The sequence below is a fragment of the Sulfurimonas sp. hsl 1-7 genome, from assembly GCF_030577135.1.
Lineage (GTDB): Bacteria > Campylobacterota > Campylobacteria > Campylobacterales > Sulfurimonadaceae > Sulfurimonas > Sulfurimonas microaerophilus.
Map to the genome: position 1 here is coordinate 152053 of NZ_JAUIRR010000004.1, position 23172 is coordinate 175224.

At 36.5% G+C, this 23172-nt stretch carries 15 protein-coding genes and 1 tRNA gene; 4 read left to right on the forward strand and 12 right to left on the reverse strand.

Going from position 1 to position 23172, the window contains the following annotated elements; genetic code table 11:
- Positions 1-36: 36 nt before the first annotated feature.
- The 5 genes from QWY88_RS09585 to QWY88_RS09605 are packed head-to-tail and all read right to left on the reverse strand — an operon-like array spanning position 37 to position 7829.
- Positions 37-1161 (reverse strand): ABC transporter permease, encoded by a 1125-nt coding sequence (locus QWY88_RS09585; RefSeq protein ID WP_304546167.1) that lies wholly within the window; start codon positions 1159-1161, stop codon positions 37-39.
- Positions 1161-3881, reverse strand: a complete 2721-nt coding sequence (rbbA, locus tag QWY88_RS09590; protein WP_304546168.1) for a ribosome-associated ATPase/putative transporter RbbA — start codon at positions 3879-3881, stop codon at positions 1161-1163. Before rbbA ends, QWY88_RS09585 begins: the two co-directional genes overlap by 1 nt.
- Positions 3878-4876 carry an HlyD family secretion protein gene (locus QWY88_RS09595; protein WP_304546169.1) on the reverse strand — a complete coding sequence of 333 codons (999 nt, stop codon included), beginning with the start codon at positions 4874-4876 and terminating at the stop codon, positions 3878-3880. Before QWY88_RS09595 ends, rbbA begins: the two co-directional genes overlap by 4 nt.
- Positions 4873-7227 carry a TolC family protein gene (locus QWY88_RS09600; RefSeq protein ID WP_304546170.1) on the reverse strand — a complete coding sequence of 785 codons (2355 nt, stop codon included), beginning with the start codon at positions 7225-7227 and terminating at the stop codon, positions 4873-4875. The genes QWY88_RS09595 and QWY88_RS09600 overlap by 4 nt, the downstream gene beginning before the upstream one ends.
- 11 nt (positions 7228-7238) lie before the next feature.
- Positions 7239-7829 (reverse strand): TetR/AcrR family transcriptional regulator, encoded by a 591-nt coding sequence (locus QWY88_RS09605; RefSeq protein ID WP_304546171.1) that lies wholly within the window; start codon positions 7827-7829, stop codon positions 7239-7241.
- A 175-nt stretch (positions 7830-8004) separates the two neighbouring features.
- On the opposite strand from QWY88_RS09605, the gene QWY88_RS09610 reads away from it, so the two are divergent.
- The gene (locus QWY88_RS09610) at positions 8005-9375 is read left to right on the forward strand and encodes a methyltransferase domain-containing protein (protein ID WP_304546172.1); all 1371 of its coding nucleotides are present in this window, start codon (positions 8005-8007) and stop codon (positions 9373-9375) included.
- A 28-nt stretch (positions 9376-9403) separates the two neighbouring features.
- On the opposite strand, the gene QWY88_RS09615 is transcribed toward QWY88_RS09610, so the two are convergent.
- A tRNA-Val gene (locus QWY88_RS09615) sits at positions 9404-9478 on the reverse strand.
- Positions 9479-9686: 208 nt separating this feature from the next.
- Between QWY88_RS09615 and pckA the strand changes: the two genes are divergently transcribed.
- Positions 9687-11270, forward strand: a complete 1584-nt coding sequence (gene pckA, locus QWY88_RS09620; RefSeq protein ID WP_304546173.1) for a phosphoenolpyruvate carboxykinase (ATP) — start codon at positions 9687-9689, stop codon at positions 11268-11270.
- A gap of 20 nt (positions 11271-11290) precedes the next feature.
- Here the strand turns inward: pckA and QWY88_RS09625 are convergent, their stop codons facing one another.
- Together QWY88_RS09625 and uvrB are read right to left on the reverse strand one after the other, a co-directional pair.
- Entirely contained in the window at positions 11291-11848 is a 558-nt protein-coding gene (locus QWY88_RS09625) for a DedA family protein (protein WP_304546174.1), read from the reverse strand.
- A gap of 15 nt (positions 11849-11863) precedes the next feature.
- Positions 11864-13846, reverse strand: coding sequence for an excinuclease ABC subunit UvrB (uvrB, locus tag QWY88_RS09630; protein WP_304546175.1), 1983 nt, complete (start codon positions 13844-13846; stop codon positions 11864-11866).
- Positions 13847-13933: 87 nt separating this feature from the next.
- Between uvrB and QWY88_RS09635 the strand changes: the two genes are divergently transcribed.
- Both QWY88_RS09635 and QWY88_RS09640 read left to right on the forward strand, forming a co-directional pair.
- On the forward strand, positions 13934-16090 hold the full coding sequence (locus tag QWY88_RS09635; RefSeq protein ID WP_304546176.1) for a DctP family TRAP transporter solute-binding subunit: 2157 nt from the start codon (positions 13934-13936) through the stop codon (positions 16088-16090).
- Positions 16091-16108: 18 nt separating this feature from the next.
- On the forward strand, positions 16109-18370 hold the full coding sequence (locus QWY88_RS09640; protein WP_304546177.1) for a bifunctional diguanylate cyclase/phosphodiesterase: 2262 nt from the start codon (positions 16109-16111) through the stop codon (positions 18368-18370).
- A 116-nt stretch (positions 18371-18486) separates the two neighbouring features.
- On the opposite strand, the gene QWY88_RS09645 is transcribed toward QWY88_RS09640, so the two are convergent.
- The 4 genes from QWY88_RS09645 to QWY88_RS09660 all read right to left on the reverse strand — a co-directional run bounded on the left by QWY88_RS09645 (position 18487) and on the right by QWY88_RS09660 (position 23171).
- Positions 18487-19050, reverse strand: coding sequence for a porin family protein (locus QWY88_RS09645; RefSeq protein ID WP_304546178.1), 564 nt, complete (start codon positions 19048-19050; stop codon positions 18487-18489).
- 122 nt (positions 19051-19172) lie between these two features.
- Complete coding sequence (locus tag QWY88_RS09650) at positions 19173-21473, reverse strand: sensor domain-containing diguanylate cyclase (RefSeq protein ID WP_304546179.1); 2301 nt, start codon at positions 21471-21473, stop codon at positions 19173-19175.
- Positions 21470-22300 carry a PhnD/SsuA/transferrin family substrate-binding protein gene (locus QWY88_RS09655; RefSeq protein WP_304546180.1) on the reverse strand — a complete coding sequence of 277 codons (831 nt, stop codon included), beginning with the start codon at positions 22298-22300 and terminating at the stop codon, positions 21470-21472. Before QWY88_RS09655 ends, QWY88_RS09650 begins: the two co-directional genes overlap by 4 nt.
- 88 nt (positions 22301-22388) lie before the next feature.
- Positions 22389-23171, reverse strand: coding sequence for a DNA-processing protein DprA (locus QWY88_RS09660; RefSeq protein ID WP_304546181.1), 783 nt, complete (start codon positions 23169-23171; stop codon positions 22389-22391).
- Between the last annotated feature and the right edge of the window lies 1 nt (position 23172).

Below are 23172 nucleotides of genomic sequence, written 5' to 3' on the forward strand. Positions count from 1 at the left end.
AAATCATCAAACTAAAAAATAAAAACTTTTGTATCACTATTCGCTCGCTAAACTTTTACGAAAAATTGCCAAAGAGATAAGGAAAAACAGCATACCGATAGCAACAATAGCTAAAAGTTCAGTCCATACAACATCGATCCCTGCTCCTCGGTATAAAACAGCTTGAGCCATACTTACAAAATGACTTGTAGGCATTAAAAGCATCACATCTTGAATCCCTTCAGGCATACTGTCAAAAGGGGTAACGCTTCCTGAGAGTACTTGCAGCGGTAAGATTGTCAAAATAACAATGAGTCCAAGCTGCGGCATTGTTCTAGCAACAGTCCCCATAAAGATCCCCATTGAGGTAGTAGCAAAAAGCATCAGTAAGGCACCAAATAAAAATAGCCATTCAGACCCTATAATAGGAACTGCCAATATCCATTTAATGAGAAAAAATAAAGAAAGCGCTGATGACACAACAACTACCAGCCCCATAGACCATACTTTAGAAAGCATTATCTCTGTAGCACTAAGTGGCATAACCAATAGGTGTTCGAGTGTTCCATGCTCTCGTTCACGGATTAGTGCCGCACCTGAGAGTATGATTGAAAGCATTGAGATCTGCTCAATTAGTTTCATTACACTTCCAAACCACAGACTATCGAGTGTAGGATTGAACTTTATTCTCGTTACCAAGTTGATCGGCAATGATGCACTTGTTTTGTAACCGTTTAAAAAGATATTGAGTTCATCATTGATCATCTGTTGAATATACCCGGCTCCGATTCCCGCCTGAGACATCCGTGTCGCATCAATATTGACTTGCACAGTCGGGTGTTTCCCCTGTAAAAGCTCTTTTTCAAAAGATGGCGGAATAGTTATAACAAAAGTATAAATCCCCTCATCCATATTTTTATCGATCTCATCAGCATCTATAACGTCAGGAGAGAGGAATTCAGGTTCATGAAAAGCTTTCATCAAACGTGCTGAAAGGGGTGAACGATCTTCATCTACAAAGGCGATGGGCACTTTATTTAACTCTGAACTTGCAGAGGTTGCACCTATGTAAATACCTAGAGAAAATGAATATATGATCAAAAACAGCATAACTTTATCCTGCCAAAGACTTTGAAGTTCTTTGAGACCTAAATACCATATGTTTAATAGCCTTTTTTTCATTACTGTTCCTGTTTTTTCAGTGCTAATGCGCTAAGCAGCGTAATTACAATCACGGCTGCAGTTAATCCCATCAAGTCATGGGTTAAATCTTTGAACTCCAAGGCCTTACTAAAAACACCCCGACTGATATTAATAAAAAATGTTGCCGGGAATATCTCCCCGATAAAAGCCCCTACCCCTTCTAAGGAACTCACGGGGTCTTTTAATCCTGAAAAACTGATTGTCGGTAAAAGCGTAAGTATGGCTGTCCCGGCAATCGCTGCAATCTGTGTTCTGGCAAAAGCCGATATTAACAGTCCCATCCCCGTTGTAGTGGTAACAAAAAGCAGTGCTCCAACAATAAGAGTTGTCAAGCTCCCTTTTAGCGGCACTCCAAAAAGAAATATTGCAAAAAGAATCAGTCCTAAAAAACCTATCATACTGATCACGATATACGGAAGCTGCTTCCCGAGTAAAAACTCAAAGCGGGTCACAGGAGTTGCATAGAAGTTAGTAATGGAGCCGAGCTCTTTTTCACGTACAATACTCAGTGCCATTAAAATAGAAGGTATAAAAACCAGTAACATCGGAATTACAGCAGGAACCATTGCATAGATACTTTTAAAGTCTTGGTTATAACGGTAACGCATTTCGATATTTGCAGCAGACAAACTTGGAGTATATCCTAAAGTTTGACGAGCTAATGAAAGTATATAGTTATAATGCATCCCGCTTATATACCCTTTAATAGTCTCTGCCCTAAAAGGCATAGCTCCATCGATCCATACACCGATCTCAACATCTCGTCCCTGTTTCAAATTACGCCCAAAACCGGGCGGTATCTCAAGGGCAACGGCAATCTTTCCACTTCGCATCCGGTCTTCGAGTTCATCTTGGGAATAGATAGGGGATTGTTCGAGAAAATATCTGGATCCTGAAAGGTTTTGAATATAGTCACGGCTTTGAGGTGTGCGATCTTGATCGAGCACTGCAAAACGCAGATCCTCTACATCCATTGTGATCCCGTATCCCAAAGTGAGCATAAGCAAAATCGTACCTAATGAAGCGAACATAAGGCGTATCGGATCACGCAAAAGTTCTAGTGTTTCACGATAGCTGTAACCAAAAAGACGCAGCGGGCTAAAAAAACGGTTCGGTTGTTTTGACTGTTCAAACTCTACCACTTCAGCTTCACTCTCTTTTTGTCCCTTAACTCCGCTTGCTTCTTCCAAATACTCAATAAATGCTTCTTCAAGTGTTTCTTTATTTCGTTGTTTTGTTAGTGCTTCAGGTGTATCACTTGCAAGTACACGCCCCTCATGCATCAGAGATATTCTGTCACAGCGCTCACCCTCATTCATAAAGTGAGTTGAGACAAATATAGTTACACCGTCATTACGAGAGAGGTCTATCAGCAGCTCCCAGAAACGATCCCTAGATATCGGGTCAACTCCGGAAGTCGGTTCGTCAAGTATAAGCATTTTAGGATGGTGTACAACCGCTACGGCTAAAGAGAGGCGCTGGCGGATTCCTAAAGGAAGATCAGCTGTTAAAGAGTCTTTGTAATGCTCTAAATCAAAACGCTCTATCATCTCATCAATACGCTTTTTAATCTTCTCTTTTGGAATGTGAAACAATCGTGCATGGAGCATAAGGTTTTGGAGTACTGTCAGCTCGCTATAAAGAGAAAAAGATTGTGTCATATAGCCTACTTGATTTCTCGTAGCCATATCCTGAGCATCTGTCGGTTGTTCAAATAACCATGATTCTCCACTTGAAGGGGTTAACAGTCCCGTTAACATCTTCATTGTCGTTGTCTTCCCGCAACCGTTGGAACCTAAAAATCCAAAAATTTCACCGCGTTCAATAGAGAAGCTTACATCATTAACGGCGGTAAAGTCGCCAAAACGCATGGTCAAACCTTTGGCAACGATAGCTTTAGTTTCATCTTCTTGAACTTTTCGTGGAGGAATTTGTAAAAGTTCATGCCCTTGTCGTTTTGCTTCAGGAAGTAAAGCGATAAATGCTTCATCAAGATTAGTAGTTTTCGTTTGTAAGAGAAGTTCTTTAGGTGTTCCCGTAGAGAGAATTTTACCCTCATCCATCGCAACAAGCCAGTCAAAGCGCTCAGCCTCTTCCATATAAGCCGTTGCAATAATGACACTCATCCCTTCACGTCTTTTTCGAATTCTCTCAACAAGCTCCCAAAACTGACGTCTGGAGAGTGGGTCTACACCCGTTGTCGGCTCATCAAGTATTAAAAGTTCCGGATCGTGAATCAGGGCACAACAAAGTCCCAGTTTTTGTTTCATCCCTCCAGATAATTTTCCTGCCGGACGATCTCTAAAGGGAGTCAGCCCCGTACTGGCTAATAGTTCTGTGATTCTAGCTTTTCTCTCAGCCTTGCTTTGACCAAACAGACGGCCGAAAAAATCGATGTTCTCTTCAACTGAAAGTGACATATAAAGGTTTTTGCCTAAACCTTGAGGCATAAATGCAATGCGTGGCCCTATAGCATTTCTGTCATTTTGCAAATCAATATTATAATCAAGTACTTCGATAGAACCTTCTTGGAGTTTACGCACACCTGAGACCAATGCAAGCATACTTGATTTCCCCACACCATCAGGGCCTATAAACCCGACCATACATCCTGATGGGATATCTAAACTTACATTATCTACCGCAACTGTGCTGCCATAGTGATGAGAAAGGTTTTCTATATGGACAACAGGTTTCATGGAGTAGTTTTATTATTCTCTGTCACTTGAAGATACTCAGGCCACGATGTTGAACTCTCTAAACGCACATAAGCTACACCCGGAAGACCGCTTTTGGCACTTTTAAAACCATCTTTTATAATTTTTGGATCAACCTTTACTTTTATGCGGAACATAAGTTTTGCACGCTCCTTATCAGTTTCAATCTCCTTTGGAGTAAACTGTGCCTCAGGAGAAACAAAAGATACAAAAGCGGGTATCGGCTTGTTTGGCAATGCATCGATCATAATACGTGCTTCACTTCCAATTGCTACACGTCCTGCATCGGCAGTAGGTAGAAATATTGTCATAAATGTATCTGTTACATCTAAAAGAGTATATAGTTTTGTACCGCTGCCTACAATCTCACCCGGTTCAACTAGTTTATATAACACCCTAGCGTTGATCGGAGCATATAAACTACACTCCTCAATATTAACCTTTATAGTCTCTACTTGCGCCTTTGCCGCTTCTATTGAAGCCTCGGCACTGATAACCTGAGCTTTTGCAGCTGCTAGAGCTGCTTTTGCACTTTTGAGTCTTGTTTCATCTTGTTGCAGCTGTACTAAAGAAATATTTTTATTTACATAGAGTAATTTTGAACGTTCTAAATTCTTTTGTGCAAGAGACAATTCGCTTTTGCGTTGAGCTACTATTGCTTTTGAATACTCTTTTTGCTGAATAGCCTGCTGCACCATCGCTTCTGTTTGTTTTAACCTTGCCTCTAACTCTTTGGTATCGAGTTTAGCCATTAACTGACCTTTTGAAACTATCTCACCCTCTTGCACCAATACATCTTTTACCCGTCCCGGATACTTCGTAGCTATATCAACTTCCGTCATCTCAAGGCGCCCGTTTCCTGATGCAAAGGCATCACTCAGCTGATTTGAATTTAAGTTTTCCATCATGTAATATATGATGAAAGCGCCAACAACTAAAACTCCGAAGAGAACCTTTTTTAAAACAGTTTTATTCATTCTTTTACCTTTGATGTTTTGTGTGATTGGTTATGCGAATTTTCTAAAGTTGAGAAAAACTCTTTTGTAAACGATTTACGCTCAGATTCATCCATAAAAAAGTCAAACCTTCCCATATCTCTTTGCAAGTTCATCAGATCTGTTAGAAACTTATAGATGGCACTTGCAGATCTTTGATCAGCCAAAAGGGTTTCATTTTGGGCTACAAGCAGATCGGTCATAGAACGAGTCCCTTTTGCATAGTTGTTTTGCACAAGTTCAAAACTTTTTCTTGCCGCTTTTGCCGCCTGTTCAGTCAGTTCGATAGAGGGATAACTAGAGCGGATAGTATGAAGATCGTAACGGATCTGTTGCTCTATTGAGTTTTCCTCCTGCTCTTTTGAGAGTTGCAATTGCTGCAATTTAAGCTGAGAATGTGATGAACGGGCACCTCTAGCACTCCCCTCGTATAAAGGGAGTGAAAGGACAACACTTGCACTCCAATTGGTTTGATCTTCCAAACTAAAACCTGATGCAGGGTTACGTTGTTCATCAAAAACTCTCGATACCTCTCCCACAAACTCAACATCTGGTGAGAAGTACGTTCTGCGGTCCGATGTCAGTTTACGCTTTTGAGCAGCTATGTAACCGTTGTACATCTGCAATTCCGATGCATTTTTCAAGCCTTCTTGAACAATATAATCATTTATACGCTTTAGATCGTTTTCATTTGAGATCAAAGAGAGAAGCTCTTTGTTACTGATAAGTAACGCCGGATCCTCCAATGTAGCGGGAACGGTCTTTATTCTCTGTGTTATAGGATAGTGTAAAATCAAATTAAGTGCATCTTGAGCCTGTTCTACACCAGCTTTCGCCTGAAGTACACGCTGTTTTGAGGTAGCTATTCTACTCTCCCAATGATAAAGATCTGAAAGGTCAGATGTCCCTGCATCTACACGGGCTTGTGCCATCTCTAGATTTGACTTTGTTAATTTTAGATTCTCTTTTTCTACTTTCAATTGTGTTTGAGCTATAAGTATATTTAAAAACATTGTCGTAGCTTGTTCTACAACATCCATCTCCAATGTACGCTGCTGTGCTACAGTGGCAGCTTTTACTTTTTTTTGTATCTCTAAAGCAGCCAAAGCTTTTTCTGAAAAAAGAACCTGATGAACTTTAATAGCACCCATTGAACTTTTCTCAGCATAAAAACCGTTTTTTACGTATACATTGTCACTATTTTGCTGCGTATAGGAGACACTACCTCTAATTTGAGGAAGTAAGACAGATCGAACCTCTTTGATGTTTTCATCTTCCTGTTTTACTCCCAGCTCTCCAGCAATAATGTAAAGATTGTTTTTTATTGCAAGTTTGGCAACATCGCTTAAACTAAGAGCCTTTCCTTCTATCCGTTCGCCGTCCCCTATCACCTTTGCTTTATTAAGAAGTTCAAAAGAGGGATAGACACCAATTTTATTTGTAGTATTTAAATTAATCAGGAGTTCGTGTTTATCTTCAAATTTTGTAGGGAGTTGCTGAAGATTTTCACCTCGCAATACTGCTTGAATATTCAGTGCTAACTGTCTAATTCTTCTAGAGGTATTCTCAGTCGATACCGATGACATCATAACCCCGTCATAAACGCTTAGATCATCTCCAAAAGAGTAACTTGGAAGACGATTCTGTACTAAAGTCTCTATTAGCTTTTGTTTTGATGCAGCACTTAAAGAGGGAAGCGGCGTAAGCATAACAGCCTGAGTATCTGCAGGTATTTGTTCAAGTGGATTTTTAGAACCGCTTACAATTACATGAAGATTTATACCTTTGTTTAAAGTAGATTTTTTCAAACTATCCATTGCATCAGGAAGGGATGATGATAGTTTTTCATCTACGATCAGTGTCATGTTTTTAAAGTTTACAACATCTAAAAAGTCTTTAAGAGCAATATCAAAAGGGGTACCAAAAGCAAGGTAATTCAGGTTCTGCTTATTTGATTGAGATTGCTGCTGTTTAAAATCTAGTAAATAAGGTGCAAAAGTTGGTTTTTTAAGTGCTTTTTCTTTCAAAGCGGTGTTTGTAGATACAAGGCCAATCGTTATGATCATATCTACATTAGGTTCGTTTTGTAATCTGTCTATTGCTTCTTGGGCCTTAGAAGTTGACCAATCAATAATAATAGGCTTCGTAAAATCTATTTTAAATTCACCCTGTGTCATCACTTTGAGTTCTGTTGAGAGTTCATCTTTTATCTTTTGATATTGAGAGGTTTGAGCGTCCATAACAATACTGATTTTTACCTCTGAAGATTGTGGTGCACCCCATAGGCTGATAGTTGCAAAAACTGTCAATAAAAGTAGTTTCATCTTCTTCATAACACTCCCTCTCATCTGTTTTTAACCAGTAATAAAAAACTTTCCACCAGCTCATCGCTTTTTTGCATTAAATCATCGTTTACAATGACCCAGTGTTTTACCATCGCAGTACTAATACTATCATATAATAAAGTCATTTCCATTGAAGTTTTAGAAGTGTTTACTTTTTCTCTCAAAGACTCCATGATATTTTCACTAATAAATCTATATACATGCATCATCACATCATCTTCATCTGTAAAGTTGTAAGTATTTATATAAAACAATGGATGGTTCACACCTATATGTAGTACGTTTTTATGGGAGGTAAAGGCTTGAAATTTAATGTTTGTTAATATTTGAAGTTTTTTATACGGGTCGTTTACATCTTTAATTTTGTTTTCCAGTATTTCAAGATAGTAATCAATTTGATTCAATATATAGTTGTTGTAAAGGTTCTCTTTTGAACCGAAAATTGTGTAGATAGAGCCAACTGACACACCGACATTTGAGGCCAGTTCTGCTACTTTCATATTTTCATAACCCTCATTTTGGAAGAGTTTTGATGCCTCTTCAAGTATTAAGTCTCTTTTGAGCTCTTGAACTTTCTTTTTTAAACTCATACTATTTTCCTTTGGAATATTCCACTCATTGTAGTGCAGCAATTCATAAAATGAACTTAATTCATTCTAAATACAATATTAAAAATATTTAGAGTTTTACGAAGACAAATATCTGGTTTATACTATAATTGCGATCTTATTTAAATTTTTAGCATCATATATGGAGTACCCTTAAATGGCAGATACAACACAAATAATCACCCTCTATACAGAACTGGCAAATAATCCACAAAAAGATTTTGGATGGGACAAAGGTCTTGAAAACGCCAAAGCTCACGGTTATAAACAAGAATGGATTGAGAAACTTCCTTCTGAGGTATGGGAGTATTGTGCCGCAGTAGGTAATCCTTTTACTTTGGGTGAGATTCATGAAGGAGAGAGTGTTGTTGATCTTGGATGCGGTGCAGGTGTTGATTTACTTGTAAGCGCATTAAAAGTAGGAGATAAAGGTCAGGCAATCGGCATAGATATAACTCCAAAAATGGTTGAAAAAGCAAAATATCACGCTGAACTTGCCGGACTTACAAATGTAATTGTAAAAGAATCTAGCTTTGATGATACCGGTCTTGAAGAAAACAGCATAGATGTTGTGATCTCAAATGGAGCGATTAATTTAACGGGTTGTAAAGAGAGTGTCTTTGCTGAGATTCACAGAATACTAAAACCTAATGGAAGGTTGATGTTCGCAGATATGATCGATATTACGGAAAATTCAAGTGAGTGTTGTTCCAAAGAGCTAACTGCTTGTTGTTCTTCTGAAAAAGAGGATTGGGCTAACTGCGTCGCCGGAACATTACGCAAAGATGAACTACTCAACATAATGAAACAAGCCGGTTTTGAAAATATTGAATTTGGGGGCTTAACACATTACACAACAGCCGAAACCACTCAGGGAGCCCTCTTTAAAGCCACCAAAAAACCTTTAGATGAAGTACGTCAAAATTACTGGAATAACTTTTTTAATACAAGAGATTATACTCAGGTACTATGGCACCAGACACATCCAAGCAGATCGCTCGAACAGATTCAACAATATGCATCTAAAGATGATGCCATTATAGATGTTGGCTGCGGGGCATCTTTACTTGTTGACAACTTGATCGCAGATGGGTATAAAAACATCTCTTTACTTGATGCAGCTCATGAACCTTTAGAAACTGTCAAAAAAAGACTTGGTGAGAATGCAGAGATCCCTACTTTTAACTGTTCAGATATTGTCAACTTCAAACCGAAGCAAAAATTTAAAGTCTGGCATGACAGAGCGATGTTTCACTTTTTACTAAACAGTTCGGATAGAAAAAAATATTTTGAGGTATTAAAGGAAAGTTTACTACCTGATGGAATAGCAATCATAAATACTTTTGCACTAAACGGAGAGACAGAGTGTGCTGGTTTAAAAACAGCACAATATAGCAGCGATATTATCAAAAATGAGTTGCCTAAAGGTTTGAGTTTGGTTAAAAGTGAAGAGTTCATCCATATTACACCAAAAAATACTGAACAAAAATATTGTGCATTCTTTATAAAACCGGATAATGAAGCATAGAAAATTAAGTAAGGAAGTTTAAAATAGATGGTGGTCACGATTGGACTTGAACCAACGACCACTTCCATGTCAAGGAAGCACTCTACCACTGAGTTACGCGACCATTAAAAAAAGAGAAAGGAATTTTATCTAAAAAATCTTAAACTAATTTGGATATTTAAAAAAACATTCAATCTTTGAAATATTTTGTAAAATATTGGAATATTCTCAACATTTTACTTTTAATTTAGGTATACACATTGTATAATTTCACCTCTTAGATGATACTAAGATACAGGTATCAATTTTTTAAAATACCCCGAAGGTAAAAAATGGACATTAAAGAATTAGAAGATTTAGGACTAAAAAGTATTGGTCAAGTCTTTCACAACTTAAGCTATGACGAGCTTCATAAACATGAGCTGGCCAATCATGAAGTGGAAGCAACCAACCAAGGTGCGACCGCAGTCGACACAGGTATTTTCACAGGACGTAGTCCAATGGACAAATACTTTGTCGAACGCGATCCATCAAATAAATATATCGCATGGGGCGATGTGAATAAACCCGTATCTCAAGATATTTTTGAAGAACTTTATGAAGTTGCATGTGAACAACTTTCAAATAAAGACTTATATGTTACAGATGTTTTCTGTGGCTCATCTCCGGCTTCTAAGCGTTCTGTACGTTTCGTATCAGAAATCGCATGGCAATCTCACTTTGTAAAAAACATGTTTATCCGCCCAACTTCTGCTGAACTTGAAGTTTTCAAATCTGATTTTACAGTACTTAATGCTTGTAAAACAGTAAATGACAAATGGAAAGAGCACGGACTAAACTCAGAAGTTTTCGTTATGTTCGATGTTGAAAACAACTTAGCGATCATTGGTGGTACATACTACGGTGGAGAGATGAAAAAAGGTATCTTCTCGATGATGAACTACTGGTTACCTTTAGAGGGTAAACTTTCTATGCACTGTTCTGCAAATGTAGGTAAAGATGGTGATACTGCACTATTCTTTGGTCTTTCAGGAACAGGAAAAACTACACTTTCTACTGATCCAAACCGCGCTTTAATCGGTGATGATGAGCATGGTTGGGATAACCACGGGGTATTTAACTTTGAAGGTGGATGCTATGCAAAAGTTATCAACCTTGATCCAAAAAGTGAACCAGAGATCTACAGCGCAATAAAAAAAGATGCACTTTTAGAAAACGTTGTAACAAATGACGACGGTGAAGTTGATTACGATGATGGTTCAAAAACAGAAAACACTCGTGTTTCTTATCCAATTGAACATATTCCAAATCACAAAACAGATCTTATGGCAGGTCATCCGAAAAATATCATCTTCTTAACAGCTGATGCATTCGGTGTATTACCTCCTGTATCAAAACTTACTCGTGAACAAGCAATGTACTACTTCTTAAGCGGTTATACTGCAAAAGTTGCAGGAACTGAGCGTGGTATTACTGAGCCGGTAGCAACATTCTCTGCATGTTTTGGAGAAGCTTTCTTACCGTTACACCCAACAGTTTATGCAAAACTTTTAGGTGAAAAAATCGATAAACACGGTGTAAATGTTTACCTTGTGAACACTGGTTGGACTGGTGGAAAATACGGTACTGGTAAACGCATGAGCATCAAAGATACTCGTGAATGTATCAACTCTATCTTAGACGGTTCGATCAATAACTGTGAATTTGAAACTACTGAGGTATTTGGTTTAAATATTCCAAAAACTTTAGGTGATATCAAACCAAGTGTCCTTAATCCGAAAAATGCTTGGAAAGATACTGAAGAGTTCAATAAAACAAGAAACACTCTTGCAAACATGTTTGTAGAAAACTTCCACAAATATCAAAGTGAAGACAGCGAGTTTGATTACTCGGCAGCTGGTCCGAAAATCAAATAAAACACTTCTAATTACAAAGACTACTTTTTAGTAGCCTTTGTTAGATACATCCAAATTAATCCCCCGATACTAAAAACAATCACCGGTGCTAACCATTTATTATCAGATATATACAGTGCAAAGGCCTTAAGCGGTGCTCCGAAAAAGTAACTTGCAAGCCCGAAAGCAAGTGCCCATACAGCCGCTGCAAAAAAGTTCAACACTGCAAACTTTTTAAAATCATACTTTGTAAGTGCAATTGCGATCGGAATAATCGTTTTAAGACCATAGATATATTTTTGAATAAATATAACCCAGTCTCCGTGTTTTTTCATCATCATATGAGATAGTGCCAGTTTACGTCTATGTTTTCTAAGCCCCTCCATCATCATGTGCTTTTGATTTCTAGTCAACCAAAACAGCAGTACATCACCAAGCATATTCCCCATAAAAGCGACAGCCATTGAAGTTGCCAAATCCATTTTTCCCATGTAACTCAGCACTCCTGCTGCAATAAGTCCAACAAACCCACCGCCAAGTGAGTATAAAAATAGTGCTATATATCCGTATGTAGCTAAAGAGCTAAATGTTTCTTCCATTAAAAGTTTTTCCTTTTATAATTGTTTTATTTTTGCGATTTCGTCACGCAGGCGAGCAGCTTCTTCAAAGTTTAACTCTTTTGCAGCTTGTTTCATTTTTAATGACAACTCTTTTACTACTGCTTTTTTCTCACTAGCGGGCATTTTATCCATTTTTTTGTGTTTTTGATAAAGTCCGCCACCATCTTCAATCTTCAAGTTTTCATCGAGTGTTCTTTTCGTTGTTTTTGGAGTGATGCCGTGTTCTTTATTGAAATTCTCTTGCACTTCACGTCTGTGTGCTGTTGTATCCATAGCTCTTTGCATCGAACCTGTCACCTTATTTGCATACAAAATTACACGACCGTTTTCGTTTCTTGCCGCACGTCCGATCGTCTGAATCAGTGCCGTTTCACTTCTTAAAAAGCCCTCTTTGTCGGCATCTAAAATAGCAACTAAACTTACCTCAGGCAAGTCCAAACCTTCACGAAGCAAGTTAATTCCGATCAGTACTTCAAACTCTCCAAGTCGTAATGAACGGATGATCTGGTTCCTCTCGATCGTATCTATATCGGAGTGCATATACTGTACTTTTATTCCAAGGTCTGCCAAATATTTTGTTAGAGCTTCTGCCATTTTCTTTGTAAGAACCGTAATCAAAACACGTTCATCTTTTGCAACTGTTTTCTTGATCTCATCGTGAACATCTTCCACTTGATTGTCTGATGGTTTTACCTCAACGATCGGATCAAGTAACCCTGTAGGACGGATGATCTGTTCTGCTTTTACGGCAGAGAGTTCCAGTTCATACTCATTTGGTGTCGCTGAAACAAAAAGATAATGTGGTGCTTTGTGGATGTACTCATCAAGTTTTAATGGACGGTTGTCAAGCGCTGAAGGGAGTCTAAAACCATACTCAACCAACACCTCTTTTCTCGCACGGTCTCCTGCATACATTCCACGGTACTGAGGTAGTGATACGTGCGATTCATCTACGATCACAAGATAATCTTTATGATTCACTTCAAAGTAATCTAGCAATGTAAAAGGTGCTTCACCGGGCTTTTTATTTGTCAAAAGTCTTGAATAGTTCTCGATCCCTTTACACATCCCTGTAGTTTCCAGCATCTCTAAGTCAAACTCTACACGTTGTTTTAAACGCTGATATTCAACAAGTTTACCCTCTTTTTGAAAGTACTCAAGCCTCTCGTCAAGTTCCTCTTCAATTCTCTTAATTGCTACAGCCATCTTATCTTGAGAGACGCTAAACTGACTTGTTGCATAGATCGTAAAACTTTTATGCTCTTCTAGTTTTTTGTTATCGATTACATCAAATGTATAGATAGATTCGATCTCATCTCCAAAAAACTCGATACGGATCGCTTCTTGTTCAAAATAAGGTGGATACACATCAATAGACTCACCGTTTACACGAATATGACCGCTGTCAAAATAACTGTCATTTCTGCTATATCCCATCTCTACCAAACGAAGAAGAAGCTGTTTTTGATTGATCTCATCCCCAACTTCAATAGCTTGGACCATCGTCATATATTCTTCTGGATCCCCCAAACCGTAGTTAGCAGAAACCGACGCGATCACAATAACATCATCATATGAAAGCAGATTAGCCGTCGAACTTAAACGAAGACGCTCCAACTCATCATTGATTGCACTGTCTTTTTCAATAAAAAGATCTTGACGAGGGATGTAAGCTTCAGGCTGATAGTAATCGTAGTATGAGACAAAGTACTCTACATGATTGTTTGGGAAAAACTGACGAAACTCAGAATAAAGCTGTGCTGCCAGTGTTTTGTTATGGGTCATAATGATCGTAGGACGTTTTACTTTTTCAATAATTCGCGCCATTGTATGGGTTTTTCCACTACCTGTTACACCTTCTAGTGTTTGGTATTGGTTCCCGGCCAAGATGGAGTTGGCTAATTTTTCGATCGCTTCTGGCTGATCCCCTGCCGGCTGATATGGTGATACTACTGTAAAATTCGGTTCTTTTTTCATAAATCGAATTATAACTAAATGGGGACAATAAATATTTTAAGTCTTTTTGTATATAATTAAATCCTATATATTATAAAGTGATTCATAATGAAAAAAATTGCTACTCTTTTTCTAATACTACTTGTAACTATTTTAATAGTTTGGGCATTCTACTTGTCTCTTGGTAAAGATGTCATGCCATCTACAGTAAAAAAGTCTACAAACAATGATCTAATACATTTAAAATTTGGACACAATACTCCCGTGGACAGTGCTTTACATGAAGCATCCGTAAAATTTGCAAACGAGGTAAAACGTAAAACAAACGGGAAAGTCGTTATAGATATATTTCCAGCGCAACAATTAGGAAACGACCATCAGATGGTAGAGATGGCAAGAGATGGAGAGATCGATATCATCTTGACACCTACGGCAAAGATGAGTGTAGCAGTTCCTTCTATACAATATGCCGATCTGCCGTTTTATTTTCCGACACGTCAAGACGTATACGATATGTTAGACGGCGAACCGGGAGAGATGATACTTCATAAACTAAAGTCTATCGGACTTATCGGCGTTTCATTCTGGGAAAATGGTTTTAAACACTTTACTGCAAATGAACCTATCCTTTCGGTAGAAGATTTTAAAGATAAAAAAATCCGTGTTATGAAAAGCCGTATTATTATGGAACAGTTTAAGTCATTTGGAGCAGAACCTGTTCCGATAGACTTCTACTCTACAAAACAAGCACTGCATGACAAAGTTGTAGACGGGCAGGAAAATCCTTTAGTAGCCATAGTAAGTATGGGCTTTCATAAGGAGCAGTCCGATCTTACATTAAGTGAGCATGCATATCTTGGATATGTATTATCTTTCAGTGAAAAAACATTTAATAAGCTTCCCCAAGATATTCAAATGATACTTATCGATACAGCTAAAGAGGTTACTCCGTGGGAAAGAGAAGAGACACAAAGACGTGAAGCAAAACTTTTAGACACAATCGAACAAAGTGGCGTCCGTATTCATCAAATAAGTGCTCTAGAGCGTCAAAAATTTGCAGCAAAAACAGCTCATATTCCGGGACAATTTGAAGAGATTATCGGAGTAGACACTATCTCAAAGACTCAAGAGTTGCTATATAACAAATACGGAGTAAATTTCAAGTTTGACGATCATATCCTAATAGGGATAGACACTGATGTCTCGGTAGACTCAAAAGTTGCCGGTTTAGCCATAAAACGTGGAGCTGAATTAGCCGTTGAAGAGATCAATAGCAAAGGCGGTGTACTTGGAAAACCTCTAAAAGTTATCGTCAAAGATCATAGAGCTATTGCCAGCAGAGGGATCCAAAATGTTCAAGAATTCGCTAAAAACAAACATCTTGCAGCTATCATTGGAGGAGTTCACGGTGCTGTAATATCAGCAGAGATGGATACTATCCAAGAACTAAAAGTACCTTATTTAATTCCTTGGGCTGCTACGGCGGGAATTGTACAAAACGGCTATGAAGATAATTATATTTTTCGTGTATCTGCGAATGATAAACTAGCTTCTGAATATATCGTAAAGTATACAACACAAAAATATTCAAGACCAGCTATTATAGTTGAAAACTCTGTCTGGGGTAGAAGTAATCTAAAACTAATGAAGCAGTATTGCAAAAAACACAATATTATAGATGCTATTGAAATTGTTTTCAACCGTGGACAAAACAGTTTTGACAAAGAGATTACTCAAGTTGTAAATTCACAGGCAGATTCTGTTATTATGGTTGCAAATCCATTAGAAGCTTCAAAAATACTTCAAGCGTTGTACGTTCAAAAGAAAACTTTACCTATAGTTTCCCATTGGGGTATTACAAGTGGAGATTTTTTCCAAAAGAATGAAGATATTTTAAAAGAGTTAAATTTAAGCGTGTTTCAGACATTCTCTTTTGACGGTAAGTTAAATGCTAAAGGGAAACATCTTTTAGATAACTATAAAAATAGATATATGGTAAAAAAATCTGCAAACATTAAAGCACCTATTGGAGTTGCTCAAGCTTATGACATTGTTTATCTGTTAGCTCTTGCCATTGAAAAAGCGGGAACGACTGACAAAGTAAAAATCAAAAATGCACTTGAGAATTTACCAAACTATCAAGGGGTTCTTAAAAACTATACTCCGGCTTTTAGTAAAAAAAGACATGATGCGTTAGACGGTAAAGATTATTATATGGCAAAATACAATCAGGATGGTCATCTTGTACCAATTAAAAATAAATAAAAGAAAGAGTAATTAAATATGGGTTTTTTACTAAGATCATTAACTTTTAAAAGTATAAAAATAAGAGTGGTAGTTCTTATCAGTGCTCTTATTGCTTTTGCTCTTTTTTCCATAACATTACTTGTATTGTTCATTGTCAACTCCCATATGAGTGCTCAAATGAATACACTTCTAAAAACAAGAGCACACTCAATTTATGAAAAACTTGATCAAAGGATAGGTTATTTAATAGATAACAGTGTTCTATTAACAAAAAATGAACTCATCGTTAATTCTCTTATAGATAAAAACGGTAGAAAAACTTACCTGCCCCCTTTAGTAGACAACTTTATGAAAGGGAAAGATGTCCTTTACTTAAACATTGTCGACTTTGACGGCAGGGCAATTTTTCAGACGCAAAAAGACATACCCCTTTACAACCAATCTACAAGACTCAGAGCCGCTCTTGCTCTAGGAAAAGTATCTTACTATATCAAAGATGGTGATGATAAACTAGTGATCATTGCACCGATCGAGTACTACAACACAACACAGGGTGCAGCTATAGTCGTATTTAAAATGGATGAAATAGCAAAAAGAGTTTTAATAAATAACGATGATATATACATAAAACTCTTTCATGACAATAAAAATATTTTCTCATTGAACTTTCAAAAAGATATAACCTACCATTCATCTTTACATACGGTAGAGAATGATTCGTTTTTAAAACAACTAGATGTAGTTCTAGAGATAGGGGTCCCTAAAAAGATATATATGGCTCCACTGCAAGATATATTTTTAAAACTCTTAATTCTTGGAGTAGTATTTATTTCAATTGGGATGATCTTGTCAAATATGTTGGCTAACGGTATTACAGATCCAATTCTTACACTTTTTAATAGAGTTAAAAATTCCGATCACAAAAGTGAAGTGTTTTGTAGCCCACTGGGAACCCATGATGAGCTAGAGGAACTTGCCAAAGCATTTGATGAACGTTCACTCCTGCTGCAACACCAGGCACAGTACGATGCGTTGACAGATCTTCCAAACAGGGTCCTATTTCTTGACAGACTCGAACAGAGTATAAAAAGCACACTGCGTACTAAAGAAAAATTTGCCGTTTTATTTATTGACCTCGATCACTTCAAAGAGATTAACGATTCTTTCGGCCATGATTTTGGCGATAAACTCTTAATAATAGTTGGGGAATATATTGAAAGTATTGTCAGAGAAAGTGACTCTGTTGCTCGTATGGGTGGTGATGAGTTTACGGTATTACTCAATGATTTGCATAATGAAAACGATATTATTAATATCCTGCAAAAAATCATGCAGCTATTTACAAAACCGTTTGTGATTGCACATCGTCAATTTTATGTCACATGTAGTATTGGGATTGCGCTTTATCCTCTACATGGGAAAACTCCTGAAGAGTTACTAAAAAATGCTGATGCGGCAATGTATAAAGCAAAAGACAAAGGTCGAAATACTTATCAGTTCTATACCAACGATATGACTGAAAAAGCCTATGAGCGTATAACTTTAGAGACACAACTAAGAGAAGCGATTGTCAACAGAGAATTTGAGGTCTATTTTCAACCGCAGGTAAATATTAACGACAATAAGATCATCGGTATGGAAGCTCTTATAAGATGGAATCATCCGGAAGTTGGTTTAGTACCTCCAGGAAAGTTTATCCCATTAGCTGAAGATACGGGACTGATTGTTGAGATAGACAGACAGGTTATGCAAGATGCAATGAAACAGTTTCAAGAGTGGATTGATCTTGGGCTTGAAGTGGGTATCTTATCTATAAACCTTTCAATGATACAACTTAACCATGAAGATTTTATAGATTTTGTTAAGACTACTATTAAAAACACAGGAATATCTACAGAAAACCTAATGTTTGAAGTAACGGAAACACAGGTCATGAAAAACCCTAAACAAGCTATCATTATGCTTCAGCAACTTAAAGATATCGGTATAAAACTTGCCATTGATGACTTTGGAACAGGACACTCTTCTCTTTCTTATATTAAAAAGTTACCGATAGACAAACTAAAAATAGATCAATCTTTTGTTATGGATGCATTAGTCGATAAAGATGATAGAGAATTAACAAGAGCTATTATCTCTATAGCCAACAGTTTAAATCTTGAAGTTATTGCCGAGGGTGTAGAAACGAAAGAACAAGCGGAATTTTTAGTTAAAAACGGATGTGTTGAAGCACAAGGTTATTTCTATTATAAACCTTTGGATGTTATAACTCTGACGAAAATATTAACAAAGAGCTGATACTACTTTGAACTACCAATAAACTGGACAAACATCTAAAGATAGTTCAAAACACTATCAGCATTGAGAGAATTGCCCACTGAAATATAAAATTTCAATAGGCATCTCTATAAAAATTAAAAAATGTATTTAATCCCTGCATAAACACTTGACCCGCGAACTGAATCGATAGTGCTGCCTTCATACTCTACTAATGCTTCATAATGCTCATTGATATGATACTCTACACCTGCACCATATACCATGCCGTTGTCATTTAGATCAACATTAAGTTCATCGATTTTTTCATGTTCAAACTCGTATCCAAGTTTTCCCATAATCCCGATACTGTGAGTTAGAGGATATGTATATGTAACGTCTGCTGCATATGTCCAGTATTTTGCAACGCCGTTTACAATGTCAACACCGTCATCTTCAGTTACATCATTTTTACTATATGATGTATCAAGTTCAACCGCAAAGTGGTATGGTAGAGTATAACCAACATCAATACCCAAACCACGACCTGCTTTCCCATCAAGTGTGATATCTGTACCCTCTTTTATAGTCTCACCTGTAGTATATAGACCTTTTACAACTACGTAAAACTCACCAGACTTAGCATGATGATGCTCTTCTGCCATGATTGTTGATGCACAAATCATTAATGCAGACGATGCAAGTGCTATTTTTTTAATCATTCCCTATTCCTTCTATATTTTAATGAGATTATAGGATAATTAAAAATTTAACTCTTTACTATTTTTGTTTGTAAAGTTATCTATTTTTGTTATTTTTATAGTTAATTATTGTTCAAATAATTTTATATTCGGACTTGGTTTCGCCCATTTTCTTTTGCTTCATAGAGTTTTTCATCAGCTCGAGTTATAGTTTGTTTAATATTTTCACCCTCATTATGTATAGCAAGACCGAAACTACAAGTAAGCGTTGATATATCTTTAAAGTAATGGTTTTGAATTTTTACTCTAATATGTTCAGTCATTTGTTGAAGACTCTCTTTGGAGTCTACACGTGTAACTATAATAAACTCTTCACCACCCCAGCGTATAAGATGATCATATTTACGGATCTCCTCTTTTACAACCTGAACTAAAGCGATTAAAACATCATCACCCACATCATGTCCGTAGGTATCGTTGATCAATTTAAAATGGTCTATATCAAAGAACACTATTCCGGTTTTTGCATTGTTATCTTGATTTAACTTCATTATATTTTTTATATTCGTTTCAAAATATACACGGTTGTGTGCGCTTGTAAGTTGGTCACGGTTGAGTTGTCTTTCAAGCTGCAGCCTTTCAAGCATCGAGTCACTTATATCATTAAACTCAACTACATAATTTTCATTATTATACTTGTTGATTGTGACACTAAAAGCATGAGGAGTCGCAGTACTGTCTAACATAGAGACGATTCTTTGTCTTCTGGAAAGATTTAACAAACTCTCAATCCAATGCTCCTCCCCCTCTTTCACATCTTTTAAAGAGAAGAAACCTTCATGATCTATAAAACGTTCACATATACAGTCATACTTTTCTTTAAATGCTTTTAGGTTTTCAAAGCCAAAAAAATGGTAAAAACTTTTGTTTGCAAATTTAAACTGCTTACCATCTGTTAAAACAACTATCGAGCTTTGAAGGTCAATAAACTTTTCCAAATTTTCATATGCTGCTGCTCTTTCCGTAATATCATAAAGACTGCCAAAGCTTTTAACAATGTCACCGTTACTGTTTAATTCATGACTTCCATGTTCCTCTACAAAACGTATCTCCCCATCCTTTGTCACGATACGATGATGTATCTCATAGGTAGTTTTGTTTTTAATCGATTCCGTGTATGCCTTGTGTACTTTTTTACGGTCCTCAGGGTGTACAAGTGATAAAAACGCTTTATATGAAGGTCTGAATGTTTCAGGCGTGATATCAAGGATCTTATAGACCTCATCAGTTAAATAAAACTTTTGTTTTATATGATCGTACGTTAAAGAACCGAAATGAGCAATTTTTTGTGCATGATAAAAAGAGTCGTTTATTGCTTGCAATCTATATCTATTTTTACGTAATTTTTCAATCTGATATAAAATTATAAATAACAATATAAACATCACTGCACTTATTACAAATGCAATAATTTTATAGATTAAGTACTCATGCTGTATATCTAATATCTCATTTTGTAAACTAAAGGAGATCAAATACCCGGCATGTTTTTGATCAGTATTTACAAAACTGATAAAGTTAACTGTATACCCTTTGTCGTTATCGATAATAGAGACCGAAAAATCTTTGTGTTCCTGAAGTTCCTCATAAAAGTGAGGAGATTGTTTTGCTAATTCAGTCAATTTTGACACAAGTTTATTTTCTGAGTTACGCTTTGTAATAGCTGATATTTCAGGATTCTCTATATAATAGTTTTTATCAAAATCCGATATGGAGATCAATCCTCTATGCCACTTAAATACTTTGTCGTAACTTTCATGCTTTGTTACAATCAATGCAAAAACAGAGTTTGGCATCAGTTTACTTAGTTTTGCTTCTATCCCTTCAAATGCGATCGAGAACTCCGCACTTCCTAGATATTCACCTTTATCTATTATTGGAAAAACATATCTGTAACCTGAGAAGAGCCTTCCCCCTTCAAACCCTATCACTTGTTTATGTTCACGATTCACCATTTGAATAGACTTTCTTAAATCTATAAGAGAATCCCCGTTTTCACAAGGCATATTCATTCGCAATAAACTTTTTCCATCATCAGTATGTATATGAAACTGACGTACATACATCCCTTTCATCGCATCATATGATTTATATAAAGCCCTGTAGAGTTTTCCTCGTAGAAGATTGCGTTTTTCTTCACTTTTAGAGTTTTTAAAACTGTGTAACAGATTCATCACAGTATCGTTATGTAAAAGAAAATTAAAATCTTTTTGACCTGCAACCTCATAAGTATTTATAACACCGTTATAGGTTGCCTTAGTAGTTAGAAGCGCATGGTGATTATAGTCAACTATCGCCACCTCTTTCATATGATCCAGATATTTAAATAAACAAAATACGAAAACAATAAAAACAATAGAACTAAGGAGAACCTTTTTTATCATTTCATATTCCCCTCTTTTGGTATCTCACAATCTATATTTAAACTATCATATAATTTTGTATCTGCAGGTACTACACCATATCTTAAACTAAGGTCCCACTTTTCATAAGTTGTTTTTGGAATACTTAAAAGTGTATAGGTAAGCTTTGTGATCTCTTGATCTGAAAGCGTTTTTTTATTGACAACTATAGTAAATCCCGGAAGCAGTTCACTTACAGCTACAATATCCATACCGAGTGATTCATACTGCTTAGCAATAGCTTCGGTTGAGCCGGCAAGGACAAACTCCTCTCTCATTACAGAAGTTAATGCATTTGTATGTGACATTGTATAGTTATACAGCTGCTCTTCAAGGGCAACTCCAAATTTTTTCTTTAGCAGTTTTCTTGTAGCGTAGTAACCGCAGGTAGAAAGCGGCTGTGTAAGTGCAATCTTTAATTTTTTATCAAAATCAATCTTATCTTCACTAAATTTAGATAGTGCACATCTATAAAAAGCTTTTCCATCTTTTTGTTTAAATGAAACGATCGGTTCAATATCTGGATATTTTGATTTTAATATTGCATATGGTAAAGGTCCAAGATAAGCTATATCGATGGTTCCATCTTCAAAACCTTTTAAAATATCTTCATAGTTATTTTGATAGTTAAACTTGATGGTTAAGGAGCTGTTCTTTTGCAGGTAGTCTATAAGAGGGATAAAAGCTTGAATAGTTTTTTGCTCATTTTTCATAGGCAGGGGAGAAAAATAAATCTCCCTTTTTTGAGTTGCTAAAAGTGGTATTGACAATAGAACTATAAAAAGAAGTGTTCTTTTAACAAGGCTCATTTTACCTACTTTTATCAAATTAATTTGATTGTAACTAAAAAATATATAATCAAATCTTAATTGAATCTAATAAATCCACTTTAATTTTTTATAGTGATACGATGTAGACTTTTGAGTTTTTTACCTCTACTTTACCAAGAAGCTCATACTCAAAAAGTTTTGTAGCATCTTTCTTCATCGCCTCTTCATACGTTGGATTTGTTTTACAAAAGAGTAAAAACTCATCTTCATCAACTTCATTTTTTTCTCTCGTACCAAACTGTTCTATAAATTCATCAATGTTATAGATAAGCTTAGCCTTACCCTCTTTAAGAAGTTGAGAACTCCCTTCGCTTTCACCTAACCTATGAGGAAACACATAGATCTCTTTTTCCATCTTTAAAGCATACTCTACACTTCTCATCGTTCCACTATCTAAATCAGCATACGCTACGATCAAGATATCGCTCAAAGCTACGATCAACTCATTTCGAAGAGGGAAGTTATATCTTCTTGAGGGTTCACCCTTGGCAAACTGACTTAACACTAACCCTTTGTTTTCTATCTCTTGGATCAGGTTTTTATTCACAGCAGGATAGCGGACATCTAAACCTGTCCCTGCTACCATAATAGTATTTGCAGCCCCCGCACTTTTATGTGCAATAGCATCTATTCCAATTGCTCCGCCGCTGACTATTTTAATACCTCTTAAGGCTAATTTGGAACAAAGTTCCTGTGTGATATTTCGGGCATATTGATTTGGTTTTCTACTTCCTACAACCGATATTTTTTTAGATTCCAATAACTCAATGTTACCTTTATAGTAGAGATTTTCAGGATATTTTTTCATAGCGTTTAAACTATCTATCTCAAAATCTATTTTTGCAATCATA

Bases quoted from the DNA above. Each gene is read 5' to 3' on its own strand.
- QWY88_RS09585 (WP_304546167.1), bottom strand. From the start codon at position 1,161: ATGAAAAAAAGGCTATTAAACATATGGTATTTAGGTCTCAAAGAACTT.
- rbbA (WP_304546168.1), bottom strand. From the start codon at position 3,881: ATGAAACCTGTTGTCCATATAGAAAACCTTTCTCATCACTATGGCAGC.
- QWY88_RS09595 (WP_304546169.1), bottom strand. From the start codon at position 4,876: ATGAATAAAACTGTTTTAAAAAAGGTTCTCTTCGGAGTTTTAGTTGTT.
- QWY88_RS09600 (WP_304546170.1), bottom strand. From the start codon at position 7,227: ATGAAGAAGATGAAACTACTTTTATTGACAGTTTTTGCAACTATCAGC.
- QWY88_RS09605 (WP_304546171.1), bottom strand. From the start codon at position 7,829: ATGAGTTTAAAAAAGAAAGTTCAAGAGCTCAAAAGAGACTTAATACTT.
- QWY88_RS09610 (WP_304546172.1), top strand. From the start codon at position 8,005: ATGGCAGATACAACACAAATAATCACCCTCTATACAGAACTGGCAAAT.
- pckA (WP_304546173.1), top strand. From the start codon at position 9,687: ATGGACATTAAAGAATTAGAAGATTTAGGACTAAAAAGTATTGGTCAA.
- QWY88_RS09625 (WP_304546174.1), bottom strand. From the start codon at position 11,848: ATGGAAGAAACATTTAGCTCTTTAGCTACATACGGATATATAGCACTA.
- uvrB (WP_304546175.1), bottom strand. From the start codon at position 13,846: ATGAAAAAAGAACCGAATTTTACAGTAGTATCACCATATCAGCCGGCA.
- QWY88_RS09635 (WP_304546176.1), top strand. From the start codon at position 13,934: ATGAAAAAAATTGCTACTCTTTTTCTAATACTACTTGTAACTATTTTA.
- QWY88_RS09640 (WP_304546177.1), top strand. From the start codon at position 16,109: ATGGGTTTTTTACTAAGATCATTAACTTTTAAAAGTATAAAAATAAGA.
- QWY88_RS09645 (WP_304546178.1), bottom strand. From the start codon at position 19,050: ATGATTAAAAAAATAGCACTTGCATCGTCTGCATTAATGATTTGTGCA.
- QWY88_RS09650 (WP_304546179.1), bottom strand. From the start codon at position 21,473: ATGATAAAAAAGGTTCTCCTTAGTTCTATTGTTTTTATTGTTTTCGTA.
- QWY88_RS09655 (WP_304546180.1), bottom strand. From the start codon at position 22,300: ATGAGCCTTGTTAAAAGAACACTTCTTTTTATAGTTCTATTGTCAATA.
- QWY88_RS09660 (WP_304546181.1), bottom strand. From the start codon at position 23,171: ATGATTGCAAAAATAGATTTTGAGATAGATAGTTTAAACGCTATGAAA.